The sequence below is a fragment of the Clostridium sp. ATCC BAA-442 genome (assembly GCF_964239415.1).
GTDB lineage: Bacteria > Bacillota > Clostridia > Oscillospirales > Oscillospiraceae > Flavonifractor > Flavonifractor plautii.
Genome location: NZ_CAXSQB010000017.1, coordinates 21,877 through 40,885, shown reverse-complemented (window position 1 = coordinate 40,885; position 19,009 = coordinate 21,877). Strand labels below are relative to the sequence as shown.

19 protein-coding genes are annotated in these 19,009 nt (G+C 63.0%); 7 read left to right on the top strand and 12 right to left on the bottom strand.

Annotation, left to right across the window (positions count from 1 at the left end; genetic code table 11):
* Positions 1 to 81: 81 nt before the first annotated feature.
* From ACESY8_RS09240 to ACESY8_RS09215, 6 genes are all read right to left on the bottom strand, one after another.
* Positions 82 to 1,548 (bottom strand): pyridoxal-phosphate dependent enzyme, encoded by a 1,467-nt coding sequence (locus ACESY8_RS09240; protein WP_154250302.1) that lies wholly within the window; start codon positions 1,546 to 1,548, stop codon positions 82 to 84.
* A gap of 135 nt (positions 1,549 to 1,683) precedes the next feature.
* On the bottom strand, positions 1,684 to 2,112 hold the full coding sequence (locus ACESY8_RS09235) for a DUF4854 domain-containing protein (protein WP_024723958.1): 429 nt from the start codon (positions 2,110 to 2,112) through the stop codon (positions 1,684 to 1,686).
* Positions 2,113 to 2,177: 65 nt separating this feature from the next.
* On the bottom strand, positions 2,178 to 2,672 hold the full coding sequence (locus tag ACESY8_RS09230) for a G protein-coupled receptor family protein (protein WP_007495965.1): 495 nt from the start codon (positions 2,670 to 2,672) through the stop codon (positions 2,178 to 2,180).
* A gap of 32 nt (positions 2,673 to 2,704) precedes the next feature.
* Positions 2,705 to 3,190, bottom strand: a complete 486-nt coding sequence (locus ACESY8_RS09225; RefSeq protein ID WP_007495963.1) for a hypothetical protein — start codon at positions 3,188 to 3,190, stop codon at positions 2,705 to 2,707.
* Positions 3,191 to 3,273: 83 nt separating this feature from the next.
* Positions 3,274 to 4,557: a sensor histidine kinase gene (locus ACESY8_RS09220; protein ID WP_434307831.1), complete on the bottom strand. Its 1,284-nt coding sequence runs from the start codon at positions 4,555 to 4,557 to the stop codon at positions 3,274 to 3,276.
* Positions 4,554 to 5,273 (bottom strand): LytR/AlgR family response regulator transcription factor, encoded by a 720-nt coding sequence (locus ACESY8_RS09215; RefSeq protein ID WP_007495959.1) that lies wholly within the window; start codon positions 5,271 to 5,273, stop codon positions 4,554 to 4,556. The genes ACESY8_RS09220 and ACESY8_RS09215 overlap by 4 nt, the downstream gene beginning before the upstream one ends.
* A gap of 234 nt (positions 5,274 to 5,507) precedes the next feature.
* Here ACESY8_RS09215 and xdhA point away from each other — a divergent pair, with 234 nt between their 5' ends.
* From xdhA to ACESY8_RS09195, 4 genes are all read left to right on the top strand, one after another.
* Positions 5,508 to 7,808 (top strand): xanthine dehydrogenase subunit XdhA, encoded by a 2,301-nt coding sequence (gene xdhA, locus ACESY8_RS09210; RefSeq protein ID WP_434307830.1) that lies wholly within the window; start codon positions 5,508 to 5,510, stop codon positions 7,806 to 7,808.
* 1 nt (position 7,809) lies between these two features.
* Positions 7,810 to 8,691 (top strand): xanthine dehydrogenase subunit XdhB, encoded by an 882-nt coding sequence (gene xdhB / locus ACESY8_RS09205; protein ID WP_054339290.1) that lies wholly within the window; start codon positions 7,810 to 7,812, stop codon positions 8,689 to 8,691.
* Positions 8,688 to 9,179, top strand: coding sequence for a xanthine dehydrogenase subunit XdhC (gene xdhC / locus ACESY8_RS09200; RefSeq protein ID WP_024723962.1), 492 nt, complete (start codon positions 8,688 to 8,690; stop codon positions 9,177 to 9,179). The genes xdhB and xdhC overlap by 4 nt, the downstream gene beginning before the upstream one ends.
* A 331-nt stretch (positions 9,180 to 9,510) precedes the next feature.
* Positions 9,511 to 9,717 (top strand): helix-turn-helix domain-containing protein, encoded by a 207-nt coding sequence (locus ACESY8_RS09195; protein ID WP_007495950.1) that lies wholly within the window; start codon positions 9,511 to 9,513, stop codon positions 9,715 to 9,717.
* Positions 9,718 to 9,790: 73 nt separating this feature from the next.
* Here the strand turns inward: ACESY8_RS09195 and ACESY8_RS09190 are convergent, their stop codons facing one another.
* From ACESY8_RS09190 to ACESY8_RS09165, 6 genes are all read right to left on the bottom strand, one after another.
* Entirely contained in the window at positions 9,791 to 10,450 is a 660-nt protein-coding gene (locus ACESY8_RS09190; RefSeq protein WP_007495949.1) for a 3-oxoacid CoA-transferase subunit B, read from the bottom strand.
* Complete coding sequence (locus ACESY8_RS09185; RefSeq protein WP_007495948.1) at positions 10,450 to 11,142, bottom strand: CoA transferase subunit A; 693 nt, start codon at positions 11,140 to 11,142, stop codon at positions 10,450 to 10,452. Before ACESY8_RS09185 ends, ACESY8_RS09190 begins: the two co-directional genes overlap by 1 nt.
* Positions 11,143 to 11,230: 88 nt before the next feature.
* A complete protein-coding gene (locus tag ACESY8_RS09180) occupies positions 11,231 to 12,490 on the bottom strand; it encodes an acetyl-CoA C-acetyltransferase (protein ID WP_007495947.1) in 1,260 nt (419 codons plus the stop codon).
* 174 nt (positions 12,491 to 12,664) lie between these two features.
* Positions 12,665 to 14,581: a hypothetical protein gene (locus tag ACESY8_RS09175; protein ID WP_243427685.1), complete on the bottom strand. Its 1,917-nt coding sequence runs from the start codon at positions 14,579 to 14,581 to the stop codon at positions 12,665 to 12,667.
* Positions 14,556 to 15,458: an ABC transporter ATP-binding protein gene (locus tag ACESY8_RS09170; protein WP_009260494.1), complete on the bottom strand. Its 903-nt coding sequence runs from the start codon at positions 15,456 to 15,458 to the stop codon at positions 14,556 to 14,558. The genes ACESY8_RS09175 and ACESY8_RS09170 overlap by 26 nt, the downstream gene beginning before the upstream one ends.
* Positions 15,451 to 15,840 (bottom strand): GntR family transcriptional regulator, encoded by a 390-nt coding sequence (locus tag ACESY8_RS09165; RefSeq protein WP_007495944.1) that lies wholly within the window; start codon positions 15,838 to 15,840, stop codon positions 15,451 to 15,453. Before ACESY8_RS09165 ends, ACESY8_RS09170 begins: the two co-directional genes overlap by 8 nt.
* A 203-nt stretch (positions 15,841 to 16,043) precedes the next feature.
* On the opposite strand from ACESY8_RS09165, the gene ACESY8_RS09160 reads away from it, so the two are divergent.
* The 3 genes from ACESY8_RS09160 (at position 16,044) to ACESY8_RS09150 (ending at position 18,950) form a co-directional block, all read left to right on the top strand.
* Positions 16,044 to 16,523, top strand: a complete 480-nt coding sequence (locus ACESY8_RS09160) for an HD domain-containing protein (RefSeq protein ID WP_054339288.1) — start codon at positions 16,044 to 16,046, stop codon at positions 16,521 to 16,523.
* Positions 16,524 to 16,737: 214 nt separating this feature from the next.
* Entirely contained in the window at positions 16,738 to 17,931 is a 1,194-nt protein-coding gene (locus ACESY8_RS09155; protein WP_054339287.1) for a UDP-N-acetylglucosamine diphosphorylase, read from the top strand.
* A 59-nt stretch (positions 17,932 to 17,990) separates the two neighbouring features.
* Positions 17,991 to 18,950 (top strand): ribose-phosphate pyrophosphokinase, encoded by a 960-nt coding sequence (locus tag ACESY8_RS09150; protein ID WP_055180321.1) that lies wholly within the window; start codon positions 17,991 to 17,993, stop codon positions 18,948 to 18,950.
* Positions 18,951 to 19,009 lie beyond the last annotated feature (59 nt).

Genomic DNA, 19,009 nt, shown 5'->3' with positions numbered 1-19,009 from the left:
GCGATGAGGGCATCAGCCCCTACACATTATGAGGGTAACGGCTGTAGGGGGCGATGCCCTCATCGCCCCGCCTGCCCCGGTTTACAGGCGCTTGAGCACCCCGGTCTCCTCGTTGAAGGCGGTGATCAGCTCATCCAGGGCGGCGGCCTGCCGGTGCACGTCGTCCCAGGTACTGCCGTACCAAAGGTCGTTGAGCTCGTGCATGTCGCGGCCCTGCTGCTCCACCCAAGTGTAGTATTTCAGATTGTGCACCCGCTTGCGGTCGTAGTAGTTCAGCTCCGCCATGGCGTCGGTGCGCAGGCCCAGCAGATGGAGGGCGTGGTCCACCGCGGCGGCCCGCCCGTCATAGGGGCCATACTGGTCGGCCAGCTCCTGGATACGGGAGCGGTACATGTCCGCCGAGTCGGTAAGGACGGTGGCTACCACGTCGTGCTCCGTCAGCTCGTAGTACTTGGACAGCTTCACGCAGCACAGCACGTTGGCGATGCCGGAGATACCCAGCAGGGAGAGCTGCGACAGAGTCTCCTCCGGCACCCCGGCCTCCCGCAGGTAGTCATGGCCCGCCGGGTCGTTAAACAGCCGCAACAGCCGCTGGGAGTCCTCGTCATCGATGTCGATGACCATGTCGGTGTTCTTCACATTGTGGATCCAGGGGATGTGTTTGTCGCCGATGCCCTCGATGCGGTGGTCGCCAAAGCCGTTTTCCAGAATGGTGGGGCACTGAAGGGCCTCGCCCACCGCCAGCTTCAGGCCGGGGTAGACCTCCTTGAGGTAGTCGCCGCAGCCGATGGTGCCCGCGCTGCCTGAGGTGAAGCAGGCCCCGGAGAGCCGGTCGCCGGGGCGCTTGACCGCCTCAAAGACCTCGGCGATGGCGGAGCCGGTGACCTGATAGTGCCACAGGTGGTTGCCCATCTCCTCAAACTGGTTGAAGATCATGCAGTCGGGCTCCTGCCGCAGCTCGTGGGTCTTGTCGAAGATCTCCTTGACGTTGGACTCGCAGCCGGGGGTGGCGATCACCTCTCCGGCGATCTGGGAGAGCCACTCGAACCGCTCCCGGCTCATGCCCGCCGGGAGGATGGCCACCGACCGGACCCCCAGCAGCTTGGAGTTGAACGCGCCGCCCCGGCAGTAGTTGCCGGTGGAGGGCCACACCGCCCGGTGATACCCGGCGTCGAACTGTCCGGTGACCAGCCGGGGAGCCAGACAGCCGAAGGAGGCCCCCACCTTGTGGCAGCCGGTGGGGAACCACTTGCCCACCAGGGCGATGATGCGGGCGGGCACGCCGGTGAGGGCTGGGGGCAGCTCGATGTAGTTGGGTACGGCGCGGTACAGTCCACCGGATTCCATGGGCTCGTTCTTCCAGGTGATGCGGAAGAGATTCAGGGGGTCCACATCCCACAGGCCCACGCCCCTCAGGCGGGCCCGGATGGGCTCCGGTACCGTCTCCGGGTGCTTCATGTTCTCGAAGGTGGGGATGACGACGCCGCTCTCCCGGGCCTTTTGGATGTTGCGGTCCAGTGCTTGGCGGTGGATGGTCAGGTCGATCATGCAAAAGCCTCCTTACTCCGAATTGCCATACTCCCATGATAGCACAAGGCGGGCAGAAATCAAGCGCAATTCGCGCCGGGCATAAGAGAAGAGGGGGGCTGCATCTGTGCAGCGCCCCCCGAGCTATACCAGGGATCAGTCCGCGGAGGAGAAGGACTGGGAGGCCAGCTCCACGCCGGCGGCGTCAAAATAGGTGACGACCACCAGGACGGTCTCATTGGAAACGGACTTCTGCACGTCCTTGGCGGCGTCCACGAAGGTCTGGGCGGTTTCGGCCAGTCCTGCCTCCAGAGCCTCGGCATACACGGAGCGGTCGTCATCGGTGGTCTCGATGGTGGTCAGGGTGAGGTCGTAGTGCAGCTCATCGCCCTCGGCGTACATTTTGAGCTCCATCCCCTGGGATTCGTACTGCTCAACGGAAGAGGTGACAAGCTTCTGCATGGTGTCGGTGTTGAAATACTCCTCCAGGTTCTTTTTGCCGCAGGCGGACAGGGTGAGCATCATGGACAGGGCCAGGCAGATGGTCAGGGTCAGGGAAAGAATGCGTTTCTTTGCGGTGTTCATGTTATAAGCTCCTCTCAGTTATTTGGTACGGATTTTATGGATATGTATGGTATACATAGATCCCGTCAGGGCGTGGGTGTGTGTGCTTCGTTATAGGCTTTGTTCTGCTGAATGCCCCCAACGATAAACAGAATGGGGGCTGCAACGCCGCAGACCAGGGAAGCAACACCGTTGGGGGTAACCACCCCGGTCAGCAGGGTGCCAATACCGCCGATGACCAGCAGTGGGATTCCCCAACCCAGGAAAAAGCGGTATTTTTCTGGCCGCCGGCTCCGGGAGAGCCCCAGAATACCAACCGTCAGATCAATGATCAGCATGATTACGGCAATCGCGCCCATTACAAAAACAAATCCGGAGAAAACAGCCATTATCTCGTCGCCGCCGATCAGGCCGTCGCTCTGTGCCCGGGCCATTTGATCGACATAGGGATACAGTTCGGAATCCATCATGCTCCCCACTGAGAGAAGGAGTCCGGCCAGCGTGACAAGGGCGGAGGCAAGGCCGCCCACAATAAACAGAAGGCAGCCTACTTTTAAAAGAGAATTAGGATGCTCGTGCATCAAAACAAACTCCTTTCTGTTTCTGCTTTGTATTAATAGTAAATTGTTCCACTGCTCACCAGAAGAAAGGCAAGGGCAAAGACTGCGGCCCAGGAGACCACCAGATAGGCAATACTCAACAGGACCCGGAGCGCGGGGGCCAGATTCTCGGAGGTGGACAGCCGAAGGGTCAGGAAAATGCCGAGCACGGCCAGCACTCCGCCAACAGCGCCGTTCATAATCTGCGCCAGGTTAAGGGCAGACACCACATAAGCCCACACCGGGATTTTGCCGATGGGGGTGTAGGGCTTGCCGGTGCGCAGCATCACGCCGTCCACCACCAGCTCCATGGACCACAGGCCGGACACCAGCATCACATGGGCGCCGGAAATTGGGAGATCCACCTCCATGGTCAGAAACAGCAGCTTCCGCGCCGGAAGAGAGCGGATTTTGTAGCGCGTTCCGTTGATTTCCACGGAGTAGGATCGTAAACAGATGGTGTAGTCCTGGCCTTGTAAAGTGATATGGTAGGTTTTCATGGTAATAACACCTTTCTGCAAACAGTGGTGCTATTATAGCGTAGACATAGGGTACCGTCTACCCAGTTTGCCGATTCCGTCGTTTAAGAGGTAATATCCGTCGTTTGGGGGTGCTCGGGCAGATACCAGATGGCCTCGGCAATGAAGCGGCGGCCCTCAATCCGTACCTGTAAAAAGCCGTCCAGAGAGGACAGGGCCCGGCGTACACTGTCCAGCCCCATACCATGCAGGGAGGTTCCTGCCTTTCTCGTTTTAAAGTTGCCCTCGTGATCCTGCAAAAGCGTGCCGTCAAAGGTGTTCTCCACACGGAGGCGGCACAGGCCCCTGTCCGCCCACAGGGCGAGGGACAGCTCCTTTTGGGGGCAACGGGCCAGTCCCTCCACCGCGTTATCCAGGAGATTACCCAAGATAGTGTTGACGGTAAAGAGGGGAAGGGAAAGTCCTGCGGGGAGGCGGAGCTCTGCCCGCACCTGCGCCCCTGCCCGCCGGGCCTCGGCTAACTTGAAGTTGATCAGGCTGTCCAGTTCGGGATTGCCGCTGCTGGCCCAGAGGGCCGAGGGCTCTAAACATTTCGAAAACTGTTCCAGGTAACCCTGCAGTGCTCCGGTGTCCTGCTGGCCGGCCAACAGTTGTAGGGCGGCCAAGTGGTTGCGCATATCGTGCCGCAGGGTGCGGAGCTCCCGTTCCCCGCATTGGTAAAGGGCTACCTCGTTGGCATAGGCCTGATTCTGCTGCTCCAGTATACGGGCGCGGTACTGCGCGTAATAGCTGCGTCCCACCTGCCGGTAGAGATGGAATACCAGGAGGTTGAGAAGAATGAGCATCCCATCCACAAACAGAGACAGCCAGGCAGGGCAGTGGGCAAAGTAAAACAAAAGTATGACTATGGCAATGGAGGTAGAGGGAATCAGAAGTACGGCGAACCAGTAGAAGGGGCCGTCCGGCTGAAGCTCTTTTTCGGAAGAGGGACAACGCTTTTCCAACACCAGGGCCATAATAAACAGGAGCAGGGCGGATACCAGGTTTCCGAGCGGGGAGGTATGGACAGGCATTAGCAGAAAGACCAATGTATCCAGCAGGAAGCTGGCGGCGTAGATGACCAGCGCAGACCACAGCCTTTGCCAATGCGGAGCACGGTAGAGCAGGGAGAGCAGCAGCAGGGGGAGCAGGGAGGAGGCCAGGTTCAACAGGGGGACGCCGACCAACAGAAAGCACAGGCTGTTGAGTACATAGGCACACAGGTAGCCTTCCGCCTCTGCCGGGCATCCCACCCTGCGCTGGCCCAAAAAGAGGGTCAGCAGGCGGCGGTAGAGGTACCAGTGAAACCCGTTAATGAGCAGGTAGGAGGCGGTTTGCAGGTCGGTCATAGCACCATCCCCCCGGGAGTCCATCTCAGCAGGCGTCCCCGCACCACCCGCCGGTAGGACTGGCTGATGGGCAGCTCTGTTCCGTCGTCCAGAGTGAGCCGATCATATTGGATGCGGCGGACATACAGGGTGTTGACCAGGAAGGACTGGTGAATACGCAGAAAAAACTGCTCCGGGAGCTGGCGGGCCACAGTGTCCAGCTTGTCACGGCATACCAGTTCATGCTGGACGGAATGAACGGTGATCCGCTTATGGTAGCTTTCAATATAGCGTATGGCCTGGGTCGGCAGGGCGCGGGGCGTCCGCTCCACTAAAACGGTAAGCACGGCCTCTTCGGGACGGGACAGGCGGATGGCCTGAACCATACAATCCAGCAGCTTTGCCTCGTCTAGGGGCTTGAGCAAAAAATTGAGCGGCCGGGTATCAAACAGAGCCATAGCGTACTGCTGCTGGCCGGAGATATACAAAAGCTGTGTCACAGAATCCCGCAGCTCTTCCCGCAGCAGGCGCCCAATGGCAACGCCGTCCACGGTATCCAGTTCGATGTCCAGGATAAGCAGCGCAAACCGGGCTCCACTCCGCAGGGCGGCAGCCAGCGCCGCACCGGAATGGAAGGGGGTCAGCTCCAGTTCCTTTCCCAGGGGGGAACCGCTCAGCGTGGTACAGACCTGGGTAAGAATTTCCGGGTTGTCGTCACAAACTGCAATCCTATACAAGCCATATCACTCTTTTCCTTGTTGATCGGGGAAACGCCTTGGACTCCTGTGCCAGGCAGCAACACATAACTATTGAGAAACAGGAAAATAACCCTACTCTTAATTCGGCTGGGTGCCGCAAAAAATAAGGGTATGGGGCCTGATTTAGTGGAATGCGGCGCGGGGAAAGATCGGGCTTTCCTTTTCCTGCCCGGTGCGGTATACTGGAGGCATAAACAGAAGGAGGTGCGTTTTATGGAAGTCGGGAGGAGCATCCCCCGCGTGGACGCCGCCGACAAGGTGACCGGCCGCGCCAAATATACCGACGATCTCTGCCCCCGTCCGGTGCTGGAGGCGAAGATTCTCCACAGCACCATTGCCAACGGCTGGGTCAAGTCCATGGACATCTCCGCCGCCCAGGCCCTGCCCGGGGTGGTGAAGGTGCTGACCTGCTTTGACGTGCCGGACATCCAGTACCCCACCCCCGGCCACCCCTGGAGCGTGGAGAAGGCCCACCAGGACGTGTCCGACCGCAAGCTGCTCAACCGCCGCGTGCGCATCTACGGCGACGACATCGCCGCCGTGGTGGCGGAGGACGAGATCACCGCCCGGCGGGCCCTGGAGCTCATCCGGGTGGAGTACGAGGAGTACCCCGTGGTGCTGGAGGCGGAGCAGGCCATGGCGGAGGGCGCGCCGGTGCTCCACGAGGAGCACCCGGACAACGTCCTGGCCAAAATGGATCTCCGCACGCCCATGCCGGAGTCGGACTTCCACAGCGTGGAGGACGTGCTGGCCTGCCCCGCCTATTACCAGTTCCGGGGGCGCTACGACACCCAGCAGGTGCAGCACTGCCACATCGAGAACCCCATCTCCTACGCCTGGATGGAGGGGGGGCGCATCGTGGTGGTCACCTCCACCCAGATCCCCCACATCGTCCGCCGGGTGATCGGCCAGGCCATGGGCATCGGCTGGGGCTCCATCCGGGTGATCAAGCCCTACATCGGCGGCGGCTTCGGCAACAAGCAGGAGGTGCTCTACGAGCCCCTCAACGCCTGGCTCACCACCCAGGTGGGGGGCCGGTGCGTCCGGCTGGACGTGTCCCGGGAGGAGACCTTCCAGAACACCCGCTCCCGCCACCCCATCTCCTTCGACGTGGCGGCGGCGGTGGACGGCGACATGCGCCTGATGGCCCGCTCCTGCACCGCCGTCTCCAACCAGGGGGGCTACGCCTCCCACGGCCACTCCATCGTGGCCAACGCCGTCACCGGCTTCCGGCAGCTCTATCTGGACCGGATCGGCCACCACTCCACGGCCTACACCGTCTACACCAACCGGCCCGCCCCCGGCGCGATGCGGGGCTACGGCATCCCCCAGTGCAATTTCGCCGTGGAGTGCATGATGGACGACATTGCCCGGGAAAGGGGCTGGGACCCCAAGGCCTTCCGGCTGGCGAACCTCATGCCCCTGGGCTACGTCGACCCCTTCAACGGCATCACCTGCCACTCCACCGGCCTGGCCGAGTGCATCGAGAAGGGCGCGGACTTCATCGGCTGGGTGGAGCTGCGGGAGAAGTACAAGGAGCAGAGCGGCCCGGTGCGCCGGGGCGTGGGCATGGCCTGTTTCTCCTACAAGACCGGCGTGTACCCCATCTCCCTGGAGACCGCCTCCGCCCGGCTGGTGCTCAACCAGGACGGCACGGTGCAGCTCCACCTGGGGGCCACCGAGATCGGCCAGGGGGGCGACACCGTGTTCTCCCAGATGGCCGCCCAGGCCATCGGCATTCCCACCGAGGACGTACATATTGTCTCCTTCCAGGACACCGACACAGCCCCCTTTGATACTGGGGCCTACGCCTCCCGGCAGACCTACGTCACCGGCAAGGCCATCAAAAAGGTGGGGGAGGAGTTCCGAGAAAAGCTCCTCGCCTACGCCGCCGAGCTGTTCCCCGACGCATCGGGACTGGACATCCGGGAGCGGCAGGTTGTGGACGGGGCGGGGGAGGCCCTCATCTCCCTGGCCGACCTGGCCATGAACGCCTTCTACTCCCTGGAGCACAGCGTCCACATCACCGCCGAGGACACCAACCACTGCAAGGAGAACACCTTCGCCTTCGGCTGCTGCTTTGCCGAGGTGGAGGTGGACATACCCGTGGGCAAGGTGAGGGTGCTGCGCCTCGTCAACGTCCACGACTCGGGGAAGCTCATCAACCCCGCCCTAGCGGAGGCCCAGGTCCACGGCGGCATGAGCATGGGCATCGGCTACGCCCTCACCGAGGAGATGAAGTTCGACCCCAAGACCGGCCGGCTGCTCAACGGCAACCTGCTGGACTACAAGATGCCCACCTCTATGGACCACCCGGAGCTCACCGCCCTGTTCGTGGAGACCGACGACCCCTCCGGCCCCTTTGGAAACAAGGCTCTGGGCGAGCCGCCCACCATCCCCGTGGCCCCGGCCATCCGCAACGCGGTGCTCCAGGCCACCGGCGTGGCGGTGAACACCCTGCCCCTGTCGCCCCAGAAGCTGGTGGAGGAATTTACGAGAGGAGGGCTGATCTGACATGTATGACATTGCATCCATTTATTCGGCCAGGTCGGTGGACGACGCCATCCGCGCCCTCCAGGCCGATCCCGCCGCCGTGGTGATCGCCGGCGGCACCGACGTGCTCATCAAGATCCGGGAGGGGAAGCTGGCGGGCTGCTCCCTGGTGTCCATCCACGAGCTGGGGGAGGAGCTCTCCGGCGTGACGCTGGCTGACAACGGCGACGTGGAGATCGGCCCCCTGACCACCTTCCGCGGCGTCACCTTTTCCGACGTGATCCGCCGCACAATCCCCGTGCTGGGGGAGGCGGCCGACATGGCAGGCGGGCCCCAGCTCCGGGCCGCGGGCACCATCGGCGGCAACGTGTGCAACGGCATTACCTCCGCCGACACGGCCTCCACCCTGGTGGCCCTGGACGCGGTGCTGCGGGTGCGCGGCCCCAAGGGCGAGCGGGAGGTGCCCATCTCCCAGTGGTACCAGGGGGTGGGCAGGGTGGCCCTGGCCCCCTATGAGCTGCTGGTGAAGATCGTGATCCCCTACGACAACTACGCCGGCTATACCGGCCACTACATCAAATATGCCCAGCGCAACGCCATGGACATCGCCACCCTGGGGGTGAGCTGCCTGGTGAAGCTCACCAGCGACAAAAAAATGGTGGACGACGCGGCCCTGGCCTTTGGCGTGGCCGGGCCGGTGCCCATGCGCTCTCCGGCCGCCGAGGCGGCGGTGCGGGGCCTGCCCATCGGGGAGGCCATCGCCGCCATCGGCGAGGCCGCCCTGGCCGACGTGAACCCCCGCACCAGCTGGCGGGCGTCCAAGGAGTTCCGCATCCAGCTGGTCAAGGAGCTGTCCGCCCGCGCCCTGCGGGAGGCGGCCCGGAAGGGAGGGGCCGACGTATGATCGAAGTGCTGCGCTGTACCGTGAACAACAAGCCTGTGGAGGTGGGTATCGACCCCCGGGAGTCCCTGGCCGACGTGCTGCGGGAGCGGCTGGGCCTCACCAGCGTGAAGAAGGGCTGTGAGGTGGGGGAGTGCGGGGCCTGCACCGTCCTGGTGGACGGCACGGCCATCGACTCCTGCATCTACCTGGGCGTGTGGGCCCAGGGTAAGAGTATCCTCACCGTGGAGGGCCTCCAGGACGCAGATGGGGGCCTGTCCCCCATCCAGCGGGCCTTTGTGGAGGAGGCCGCCGTCCAGTGCGGCTTCTGCACCCCCGGCATCATCATGTCCGCCGTGGAGATCGTGGGCTCCGGCAAGCAGTACACCCGGGAGGAATTGCGCAAGCTCATCTCCGGCCACCTGTGCCGCTGCACCGGCTATCAAAACATTCTAAACGCCGTGGAGCGGGCGGTAAACGAGGCCCACAGGTTTGTGGGAAAAGGGGAATAAAGACAAACGGGAGACGCCTGTCGGGCGTCTCCCGTTTTGTGGGCCGATGAGGGCATCGGCCCCTATGGGCCGTGCGGAATTGGCTCCCAATACGTGCATACCTGGTCCGGGGTTCGGATCTTGCGCCGTGGACAATGACAGTGCCCGTACCAAAGGGGGAAATAGCTGCCATCCCGGTAAATATAGTGCTGCCGGTAGTGGACGCAAGTCCCGCATACCTGTCCGTCTACAATTTCATATTTATACATCCTTATCACTTAAGACTATTTTATGCAAAAAATGCATAAAATGCAATATGCAGTTTTTGCATGATATATGCTGATTACCGGTGATGCTTATGTACCCGCGATTGGCGGAACTGCGGGAGGATCATGATCTGTCCCAGGCGGAAATGGCAAAGATATTGAGGGTCAGTCAGGCCACCTATTCCCGGTATGAGACCGGGCGTTTGGATATTCCCAGCCAGACGCTGATTGCTCTGGCCCGGTATTATGGGGTAAGTGTGGATTATCTGCTGGGGCTGGATCACAGGCGGTAGGGGGGCGGTACCCGCATCGCCCCGCCCGGACGAAAAAAAGACCTGCGGCAAATGCCGCAGGTCTTTTTGACAATCAGCACATGGGCTTCAGGTCGGGGGAGACGATCAGGGTGGCCTCGGTGGCGGCCTGTACCTGTTCCACAGTGAACTCGGGGTTGATCTCCACCAGCTCCAGGCCCTTGTCGGTCACGTTGATGACGCACATCTCGGTGATGATCTTGGTGATGCAGTGGACGGCGGTGTAGGGCAGCCTGCACTTCTTCAGGATCTTGGGGTTGCCCTTGGCGGTGTGCTCCATGGCGACGATGACTTCCTTGGCGCCCACCAGCAGATCCATGGCGCCGCCCATACCGGGCATCTTCTTGCCGGGGATAATCCAGTTGGACAAGGAGCCCTCCTCGTCTACCTCCAGGCCGCCCAGAATGGTGGCGTTTACATGGCCGCCGCGGATAAAGCCGAAGGAGGTGGCGGAGTCGATGTAGCAGCCGAAGGGAGCGGCCTGGGCGGGCTGTCCGCCGGCGTCGGTCTTATAGCGGGGGTCGGCCTCCTCGGGCGTGGGCTTGGCTCCGGTGCCGATGATGCCGTTCTCAGACTGGAGAATCACATGCACCCCCTCAGGCAGGTAGGCGGGTACCAGGGTGGGCAGGCCGATGCCCAGGTTGACCACGTCGCCGTCCTTCAGCTCCTGGGCGACGCGCTTGGCAATAAAGCCCTTGATCTCAGACTTTTCCATTACGCATTCCCTCCATCCACGATGTAGTTGACAAAGGCGCCGGAGGTCACGACGTTCTCAGGCTGGATGTCGCCGATCTCCACCACATTGTCCGCCTCGGCGATCACCACGTCGGCGGCGGTGGCCATGACGATGTTGAAGTTGCGGGTCGTGCCCTTGTACCAGATGTTGCCGAACTTGTCCACAAGATAGCCGTTGATGAGGGCGAAATCGGCACGGATGGGCTTCATGAGCAGATAGTCTCTGCCGTCAATGGTCTGCTTGCCCAGGCAGAAGGGGGAATCCTCCACGATGGTGCCCACGCCGGTGGGGGTGAGCACGCCGCCCAGGCCGGCGCCGCCGGCGCGGATCATCTCCGCCAGAGTGCCCTGGGGAATCAGATCCACGGTCAGGGTCTTGTCCACCATGCCCTGAGTGCCCACATCGGGGGTCATGCCCACGTGGGTGGCGATGACGTGCTTGACCTGATGGTTGTGCACCAGCTTGGCCACGCCGTAGAATTCCTCGCCGTTGGGGCCGGTGGCCATGCCGCAGTCGTTGCCGATGATGGTCAGGTCCTTGGTGCCCTTCTGAGCCAGAGCTTCGATGATGTGATGGGCGCTGCCGCAGCCCAGGAAGCCGCCGTACATGATGGTCGCCCCGTCGGGGATCATGTCCACAGCCTCCGCAACAGAAATAATCTTATTGCGCACAGTGTTACCCTCCTAGTTCAAATTAGAGTGGGGTGTTCGCGTTATAGTTGGGAGGAAGGACGGTCCGCCGCCCTTCCTCCCGCTTAGTTTAGCACTTTTCGAAGATGGTGGCAACACCCATGCCGCCGCCGATGCACAGGGTGGCCAGGCCCTTCTTGGCATCGGGCCGTTTGGCCATCTCATGGAGCAGGGTGACGATGATGCGGGCGCCGGAGCAGCCGACAGGGTGGCCGATGGCGATGGCGCCGCCGTTGACGTTGACCTTCTCCATGTCGAAGCCCAGCTCGCGGGCCACGGCGATGGACTGGGCGGCAAAGGCCTCGTTGGCCTCCACCAGATCAATGTCCTCGATCTTAAGGCCCGCCTTGCTCATGGCCTGACGGCTGGCGGGCACGGGGCCGACACCCATGATCTTGGGATCCACGCCGCCGTGGCCCCAGCTCACCAGCTTGGCCATGGGCTTGAGGCCGTACTTCTCCACGGCCTCCTTGGAGGCCAGAACAATGGCGGCCGCGCCGTCGTTGATGCCGCTGGCCTGGCCCGCAGTCACCCGCTGCACATGCTTGTGGGCGTCATCCGCGTGAACCTGGGTGGGCTCAAAGGTGTGGACAATCTCGTCCTCCACGCCCTCCGGACCCACGGGGAAGGCGCCCTTCAGCTTGCCCAGGCTCTCCACAGTGGTGCCGGCGCGGGGGAACTCGTCCACCTTGAACTCCACCATTTCCTTCTTCTTCTTGACCATGACGGGCACGATCTCGTCGTCAAACCGTCCGGCCTTCTGGGCCGCCTCGGTCTTCTGCTGGGAGGCGGCGCCGAAGGCATCCAGCTCCTCGCGGGTGATGCCCCACACATCGCAGATGTTCTCCGCAGTGGTGCCCATGTGGTAGTTGTTGTAGGCGTCCCACAGGCCGTCCTTGATCATGGTGTCCACGACCTTCTTGTCGCCCATGCGGGCGCCCCAGCGCTCGGCGGGGAGGGCGTAGGGGGCGGCGGACATGTTCTCGGTGCCGCCGGCCACGATGATGTCGGCATCGCCGCACAGAATGGCGCGGGCGCCCTCGATGACGCTCTTCATGCCGGAGCCGCAAACCATGCCCACGGTGTAGGCGGGCACGGAGTAGGGCAGGCCCGCCTTCACGCCCACCTGGCGGGCGGGGTTCTGGCCCAGAGCGGCGGTGAGCACGCAGCCGAACATCAGCTCGTCCACCTGCTCCGGCTTCACTCCGGCGCGGTTCAGCGCCTCCTTCACCACCACGGCGCCCAGCTCCGTTGCGGGGGTGTCCTTCAGGCTGCCCCCGAAGGAGCCCACTGCCGTCCGGCAGCAGTTGACCACATACACTTCTTTCATTGCAGTAAACCTCCAGATCGTAATTTCATTTTCTCCCCATACCGAAAAATACCCTTCGGGTTTGATTATACCCCTCCGTTTTTAAAAAATCAACCACTGGTAAATTGGTAAGGGCAGGTTTTTTAAAAAAGCAAAACCGGGCGGTTCGGGTTTTGCCGAACCGCCCGGCCTTTCTCAGCCGCGCCCCGTTGTGGATTGGGCGTAGACGGCGTCCTCCTTCTGAATCTGGGCCTGGGTGACCAGCGTGCCGTCCAGACCGCAGGCCTGGAGTACGGCCAGGGTGTGCCGGGCCCCGGACTGGAGGGTGATGCAGACCGTGTAGCCGTCCTCCTCCTCGCCGCCGGTGCGTCCGGCGGGCCGGAACTCCAGGTAGAGGTCGTTGTAGTAGCAGTTTTCCAGCCGGTCCCGGTTCTCCAGCAGATAGCGGCGGCCCAGGGTACCCTCGGCCAGATCGGCGCGGACAGCCTCCTCCAGTCCGGTCAGGGCGGAGGCGGGGACAATCGCACTGTCCGTATCGGGGTTGGTGAGCCAGGCGTCCACCAGCCGGTCTCCCTCCTGCTGCGCGTGGAAGTAAGATTCACCAGCCAGGCCGGGGGCGTTGAGCAGGGCGTCCAGCCGGGCGGCGGGGGTGCCCGGCGTGTCCAGCTCGGACTGGCTGAGGGGAACCCGGTATTTCCGGGTCAGATAGGAGCCGTCCATGAGGGTATAGGAAATGTCCACATAGGTCCAGCCGTCGGACTGGATGCTCAGGCCGCTGCCGTCCTCTGACCAGGTGCTCTCCCAGTCCGCTTCCTCCAGCTCCTCCTTGTGCGCTACAATGGACTGGTGCAGGCCGGTAAGGGCTTCCAGCTCCTCCGGGGTGTCCAGGGTGAGGGTGGCGTAGCCCAGGTCGTCATAGGGGGCGGACTCCATGCCGGACAGGTGGGCGCTCTGTACCTCAGCGGCGTCGGGCACCCGGCCCTCAAAGCCGGTTATATCGAACTCCATCGCGCACATGGCGGCCGTCAGGCAGCACAGAAAGACCACGCAGCCCTTCCACGCGCCCCGGAATACCCAGAAGCTCTTGCACAGCAGCATCTCGGCCACAAAGCAGCCCGCCGCGCCCCACACCACCATGAGAACCAGGAGCGTCCACGGCCCGCGGGGCAGCAGAGGGTCCAAAACGTAGTAAAAGACAGTGCTCAGTGTCACAGCGGTGCAGAAGGCCACACCGTATTTGAACACCGGGCGCACCCAGCGGACGCTGACCACGTCGCCGGCGCTCTCCAAATGCCGGCGGCGGTAGGCCGCCAGGGCCAGCCCTGCCAGCACCAGCCCGATGAGGGCGTACAGGGAGGCATAGCCCAGACCGGCAAAGTAGGGATCGCCCAGCATGCTGTTTCCGGCGGCGTCCGTTATGGTATCATACTGGACGTGACAGGCCTCGGAGAGCAGCAGCACCGGGGTGAGCCAGACGCCCAGCTTCTCCAGCCAGGCAGCGCTGGTGAAGCCGAAGAGAAATTCCTCGGCCATACGGCTGAAGACCCAGCACAGCCCGGCGGCCAGGCCATTGAGAACCACATAGAAGGCGGGCAGGGCCAGCACGTGGCCGGTGAACATGGCGCAGAACACGGCAAAGGAGTAGAAGAAGAGCCCGAACAGGCTCACCACCACCAGCCAGGTGAACAGGCTGCTGAACACCACTGTGCCGGCAAAGACCTCCGCCGCCAGGGCCAGCAGGAACACCGCCAGATTGGGCAGCAGCAGGAACAGAAGCCCCGACAGGTAGTTGGTGAGGAACAGGCCCTCCCGCCGCAGGGGCAGGGCGTGAAGCATGCCCACCGAGCGGCTGGCATAGAGGTAGGAGAACACCGCCATGGCGCACAGCAGGCCGAACAGAGCGGTCAGCGTAACGGCGGCGCTCGGGCCGCCGTCCAGGTAGTTCAGGGGCAGGCTGCGGGCCATTCCCCCGTCCCAATGTATCCGGTTGGACAGAATATTGAGGGGCAGCACCGCCAGCCAGAACAGGCCGTACAGCGACCAGATGGGCCAGAAGCGGGCGAAATTCTTGCGCAGCAGGGTAAAATTAAAGTACGATGTCGCGGACCGCATAGTCCTCACCTCCCAGCTCATAGATAAAGATCTCCTCCAGGGTCAGGGGCAGCGCCTCCATCAGAATGGGGGCGAAGGCGGCCAGACGGTTGGTGATCTCGGTGGCGTTGCCCCGGATGATGAGGGTGTGGATGCGCCCCACCTGGGAGACGTGGAGCACCTGGAGGTCCCCGGGAAGCTGGGGCAATTCCTTCTCCTGGAACACCACCTGCATCTTGACCACGTTCTCCTGCAGGGCGCTCAGGCTCCGCTCAATGAGCACCTTCCCCCTGGAGAGAATGCCCACATGGTCGCACACGTCCTCCAGCTCCCGCAGGTTGTGGGAGGATACCAGCACTGTGGTGCCGTGGTCGGCCACGTCTCCCATCAGCAGGGACCACACCTGCCGCCGCATCACCGGGTCCAGGCCGTCCACCGGCTCGTCCAGCACCAGGATGTCCGGCCGGCAGCACAGGGCCAGCCAGAAGGCGGACTGCTTCTGCATGCCCTTGGAGAGCCGCCGGATGGGCTGTTTTTCCGGAATGGTGGTAAACACGTCCTTCAGCGCCTCGTAGCGCTTGACGTCGAACCGGGGATAGAAGCCCCGGTAAAAGCGCATCATGTCCCGGGTGGAGGCGGAGAGGAAATAGTAAAGCTCGTCGGGGATGGAGGCGATGCGGGACTTGGCCGCCGGGTTTTCGTACACCGGGTTGCCCTCGATGAGCACTGAGCCGCTGTCCTGCCGGTAGACGCCGGTGACGTGGCGCAGCAGGGTGGACTTGCCTGCGCCGTTGGGGCCCACAAGCCCGTAGATGGACCCGTGGGGCACCGTCATGGTCAGTCCGTCCAGGGCCCGAAACCCGTCAAAGCTCTTAACCACATTTTTTGCTTCAATCATAGCTGCGCTCCTCTCTCACAGTCTGCCGGGCCGCCGCCTCCAGCCGCCCGGCCAGCTCCCCCGCGGTCATGCCCAGGAACAGAAGCTCCGCCGCCGAGGCGTCAAATTCCCGGAGCAGGCGGTCCCTTCTGGCTGCATTCACGTCGGCCTGGGGGGCGGCGAAGGAGCCCTTGCCCGCCACCGTGTAGAGATAGCCCTCCTGCTCCAGGGACTCATAGGCCCGCTGGATGGTGTTGGGGTTGATGGCCAGCGAGGAGGCCAGCGCCCGCACGGAGGGCAGTTTGTCCCCCGCCTGGAGCGCCCCGGTCACCACCAGATGGCGCAGGCCGTCCCTGACCTGCTCGTAGATGGGCCGCGCATCCCGGTAATTGAGTTGGATCATACCGTCGTCTCCCTTCCGGAAACTGTATTACATGAAATAGTACACTTAGTATACACGCCGCCGGAGGGAAAGTTTTTAATTATTTCTGACGTTTTTTAAAACAGCCCGCAGTCCCGGGGCAGAATCCGCCAAATTTCCAGTGACAACAGGGCGGGATAGGCGTATAATAGAACCACCTTATCAAGGGAAAGCGGGTGACACCCATGAACCAGAGGGCCTGGATGGAGTACCGTGCCTGTGTGGAGGAGCTGCTGTTTTCGTTTCAGGTGCAGCATATGAAGTCCATCCGGCACCACCCCGGCGTGTCCTGCTATGAGCACAGTGTCTTTGTGTCCTATGTGGCCTGGTATCTGGCGGACCGGTGGGGGGCCGACGCGCGCACCGCTGCGCGGGCGGGGCTGCTCCACGACCTGTATCTCTACGACCCCAGCACCCTACCCTCCTACCGGCAGTGCTTTGCCCATCCGGTGGCCGCCGCGGAGAATGCGGCCGCGCTGTGCGGCGGCCTGACCGCCCGGGAGAAAAACTGCATTTTGGCCCACATGTGGCCCCTGTCCCGCCGGGCGCCCCGCAGCCGCGAGGCGGCCGCGGTCTGCCTGGCCGACAAGCTGTGCGCCACGGCTGAAATCATGCAGATCTGGCGGAACCTGGGCCTGCGCCGGGCGGTTTTGAGCGGCGCGTGAGCAAGCCTGTCTCTGACAGGCTTGCTTTTGTTTTTTAAATGGGGACGGCGAGGGGCCGTTTTGCAAAGAAAGGAACGGAAAAAAGGGCGGGAAATTGTGCAAGCCTCCCAAGAGCGAAAAATTACCCGCTTTTTTTGAAATTTCCGATGCATTTTCAGTCCTGCTTTGCTATAATCTGATTGCAAGAAATCCATGTTTTTGAGGTGATTTCAACATGAACGCGACTGGAGCGGTCGTATTCCTGCCACGGGAGGGCAACGGCCCGTCCCTGATGCTGGAGGAGCTCCTCTTCGATCCCGCGGCCCTGTGGCTGGCGGAGTCGCTCAGGGCCGCCGGAGTGGAGCGGTTTTTCGTGGTCTGCCACACCGACGACCAGGCCCGGGCGGCGGCCTGCTTCCCCGCCGGCACCGAGTTTGTCACCGGCGGCAGCGGCGACGCGGTGGAGCAGCTGTCGGCTTTTCTCAACGCCCTGGAGGGCAAGGTGATCGTGATCACCAAGCCGGTGCTGCTGGACTGGGGGGATGCCCGGACGCTGGCCGGCCTGGAGAACGGCGGCGTACTCGACAGCAAGGACACCGGCGTGTACCGCATCGACGGCGGCCTGCTGTCCCAGACTCTGGCTGAGGGCGTTGGCCTGGAGGAGGCCCTGAAGGAGAAGGGCGACCGCTTCAACAGCCGCGGCGTCTGGTTCCAGGGCGCCTATCCCATCCGCTCCGGCTGGAACGGCCGCATGGAGGCTGAGATGGTGGCCCGGCAGCACGGTGTGCGCCGCCTGCTGGAGGCCGGGGTCCGCATTATGGACCCCAGCCATTGCTATGTGGGTCCCCGGGTGAAGGTGGGGGAGGGCACCGTCCTGCTGCCCGGCGCGATCCTGCGGGGGGAGACCGTCATCGGCCGGGACTGCGAGGTGGGTCCCAACGCCATGGTGCGGGACTGCACCGTGGGGGACGGCGTTACCATTAACGCCTCCCAGCTCAATGAGAGCACCATCGGCGACGGGGTGAAGATCGGCCCCTTCGCGTACATCCGCCCCAACTGCCACGTGGGGCCCGGCGTCAAGGTGGGCGACTTTGTGGAGCTGAAAAACTCCACCATCGGCGAGGGTACCAAGATCTCCCACCTGACGTACGTGGGCGACTCCGACGTGGGCGGCCACGTCAATTTCGGCTGCGGCACCGTCACGGTGAACTATGACGGCACCAGCAAGTTCCGCACGGTCATCGGCGACCATGCGTTCATCGGCTGCAATACCAACCTGGTGGCCCCCGTGCGGGTGGGGGAGGGGGCGTACACCGCTGCGGGCAGCACCATCACCGACGAGGTGCCCGCCGATTCCCTGGCCATCGCCCGCACCCGCCAGACCGTCAAGAAGCAGTGGGCCGCCAAGCGGCGCAACCGCAGAAAGTAGCTCTTTCCCGCAGCCGCGGGATACAGGATAGAGAAAAAATGTGAGAGGATGTTACAAGAATGATCGCACACGGTAAGGACATCAAGATCTTTTCCGGCACTTCCAACCGCCCCCTGGCCGAGGCCATCTGCAAGGAGGTGGGCACGGAGCTGGGCAACGCCGAGGTGGGCGCCTTCTCTGATGGGGAGAACTTTGTCTCCATCTATGAGACCGTCCGCGGCTCCGACGTGTTCGTGGTCCAGTCCACCAGCTCCCCGGTCAACGACAACCTCATGGAGCTGCTCATCATGATCGATGCCCTCAAGCGGGCCTCCGCCGGCCGCATCACCGCCGTGATGCCCTACTTCGGCTACGCCCGCCAGGACCGCAAGACCAAGCCCCGCGACCCCATCTCCGCCAAGCTGGTGGCCAACCTGATCACCCGCGCCGGCGCCGACCGGGTCCTCACCATGGATCTCCACGCCAACCAGATTCAGGGCTTCTTTGACATCCCCGTGGACAATCTGCTGGGCAACCCCATTTTCACCAACTATCTCCACGACCGCTTTAACGGCAGGGAGGACGAGGTGATCGTCGTCTCCCCCGACGTGGGCAGCGTGGCCCGCGCCCGCGCCTTCGCCCAGAAGCTGGGCATGGGCCTGGCCATCGTGGACAAGCGCCGCCAGAAGGCCAACTCCTCCGAGGTCATGAACATCATCGGCGACGTCCGGGGCAAGAAGGTCATCCTCTTCGACGATATGGTGGACACCGCCGGCTCCCTCTGCGGCGCGGCCCAGGCCCTTGTGGAGCTGGGCGGCGCGGTGGACGTCATCGCCTGCGCCAGCCACGGCGTGCTCTCCGGCCCCGCCGTGGAGCGCATTGAGAAGAGTGTCCTCAAGGAGGTCTACTTCCTGGATACCGTGCCCCCCAAGGATGGCGTCGCCTGCGACAAGATCAAGTATCTCTCCGTGGCCCACATGTTTGCCGAGGCCATCGAGCGCATCTACGAGGAAGTGTCTGTCTCGAAACTCTTTGTATAAGACGGACAGGATAGTACAAATATGGCGGGGGGGGGGGGGGGGGGGGGGGGGGGGGGGGG

Coding starts and splice junctions, on each gene's coding strand:
- ACESY8_RS09240 (WP_154250302.1), bottom strand. CDS start 1,548: ATGATCGACCTGACCATCCACCGCCAAGCACTGGACCGCAACATCCAA.
- ACESY8_RS09235 (WP_024723958.1), bottom strand. CDS start 2,112: ATGAACACCGCAAAGAAACGCATTCTTTCCCTGACCCTGACCATCTGC.
- ACESY8_RS09230 (WP_007495965.1), bottom strand. CDS start 2,672: ATGCACGAGCATCCTAATTCTCTTTTAAAAGTAGGCTGCCTTCTGTTT.
- ACESY8_RS09225 (WP_007495963.1), bottom strand. CDS start 3,190: ATGAAAACCTACCATATCACTTTACAAGGCCAGGACTACACCATCTGT.
- ACESY8_RS09220 (WP_434307831.1), bottom strand. CDS start 4,557: ATGACCGACCTGCAAACCGCCTCCTACCTGCTCATTAACGGGTTTCAC.
- xdhA (WP_434307830.1), top strand. CDS start 5,508: ATGGAAGTCGGGAGGAGCATCCCCCGCGTGGACGCCGCCGACAAGGTG.
- xdhB (WP_054339290.1), top strand. CDS start 7,810: ATGTATGACATTGCATCCATTTATTCGGCCAGGTCGGTGGACGACGCC.
- xdhC (WP_024723962.1), top strand. CDS start 8,688: ATGATCGAAGTGCTGCGCTGTACCGTGAACAACAAGCCTGTGGAGGTG.
- ACESY8_RS09195 (WP_007495950.1), top strand. CDS start 9,511: ATGCTTATGTACCCGCGATTGGCGGAACTGCGGGAGGATCATGATCTG.
- ACESY8_RS09190 (WP_007495949.1), bottom strand. CDS start 10,450: ATGGAAAAGTCTGAGATCAAGGGCTTTATTGCCAAGCGCGTCGCCCAG.
- ACESY8_RS09180 (WP_007495947.1), bottom strand. CDS start 12,490: ATGAAAGAAGTGTATGTGGTCAACTGCTGCCGGACGGCAGTGGGCTCC.
- ACESY8_RS09175 (WP_243427685.1), bottom strand. CDS start 14,581: ATGCGGTCCGCGACATCGTACTTTAATTTTACCCTGCTGCGCAAGAAT.
- ACESY8_RS09170 (WP_009260494.1), bottom strand. CDS start 15,458: ATGATTGAAGCAAAAAATGTGGTTAAGAGCTTTGACGGGTTTCGGGCC.
- ACESY8_RS09165 (WP_007495944.1), bottom strand. CDS start 15,840: ATGATCCAACTCAATTACCGGGATGCGCGGCCCATCTACGAGCAGGTC.
- ACESY8_RS09160 (WP_054339288.1), top strand. CDS start 16,044: ATGAACCAGAGGGCCTGGATGGAGTACCGTGCCTGTGTGGAGGAGCTG.
- ACESY8_RS09155 (WP_054339287.1), top strand. CDS start 16,738: ATGAACGCGACTGGAGCGGTCGTATTCCTGCCACGGGAGGGCAACGGC.
- ACESY8_RS09150 (WP_055180321.1), top strand. CDS start 17,991: ATGATCGCACACGGTAAGGACATCAAGATCTTTTCCGGCACTTCCAAC.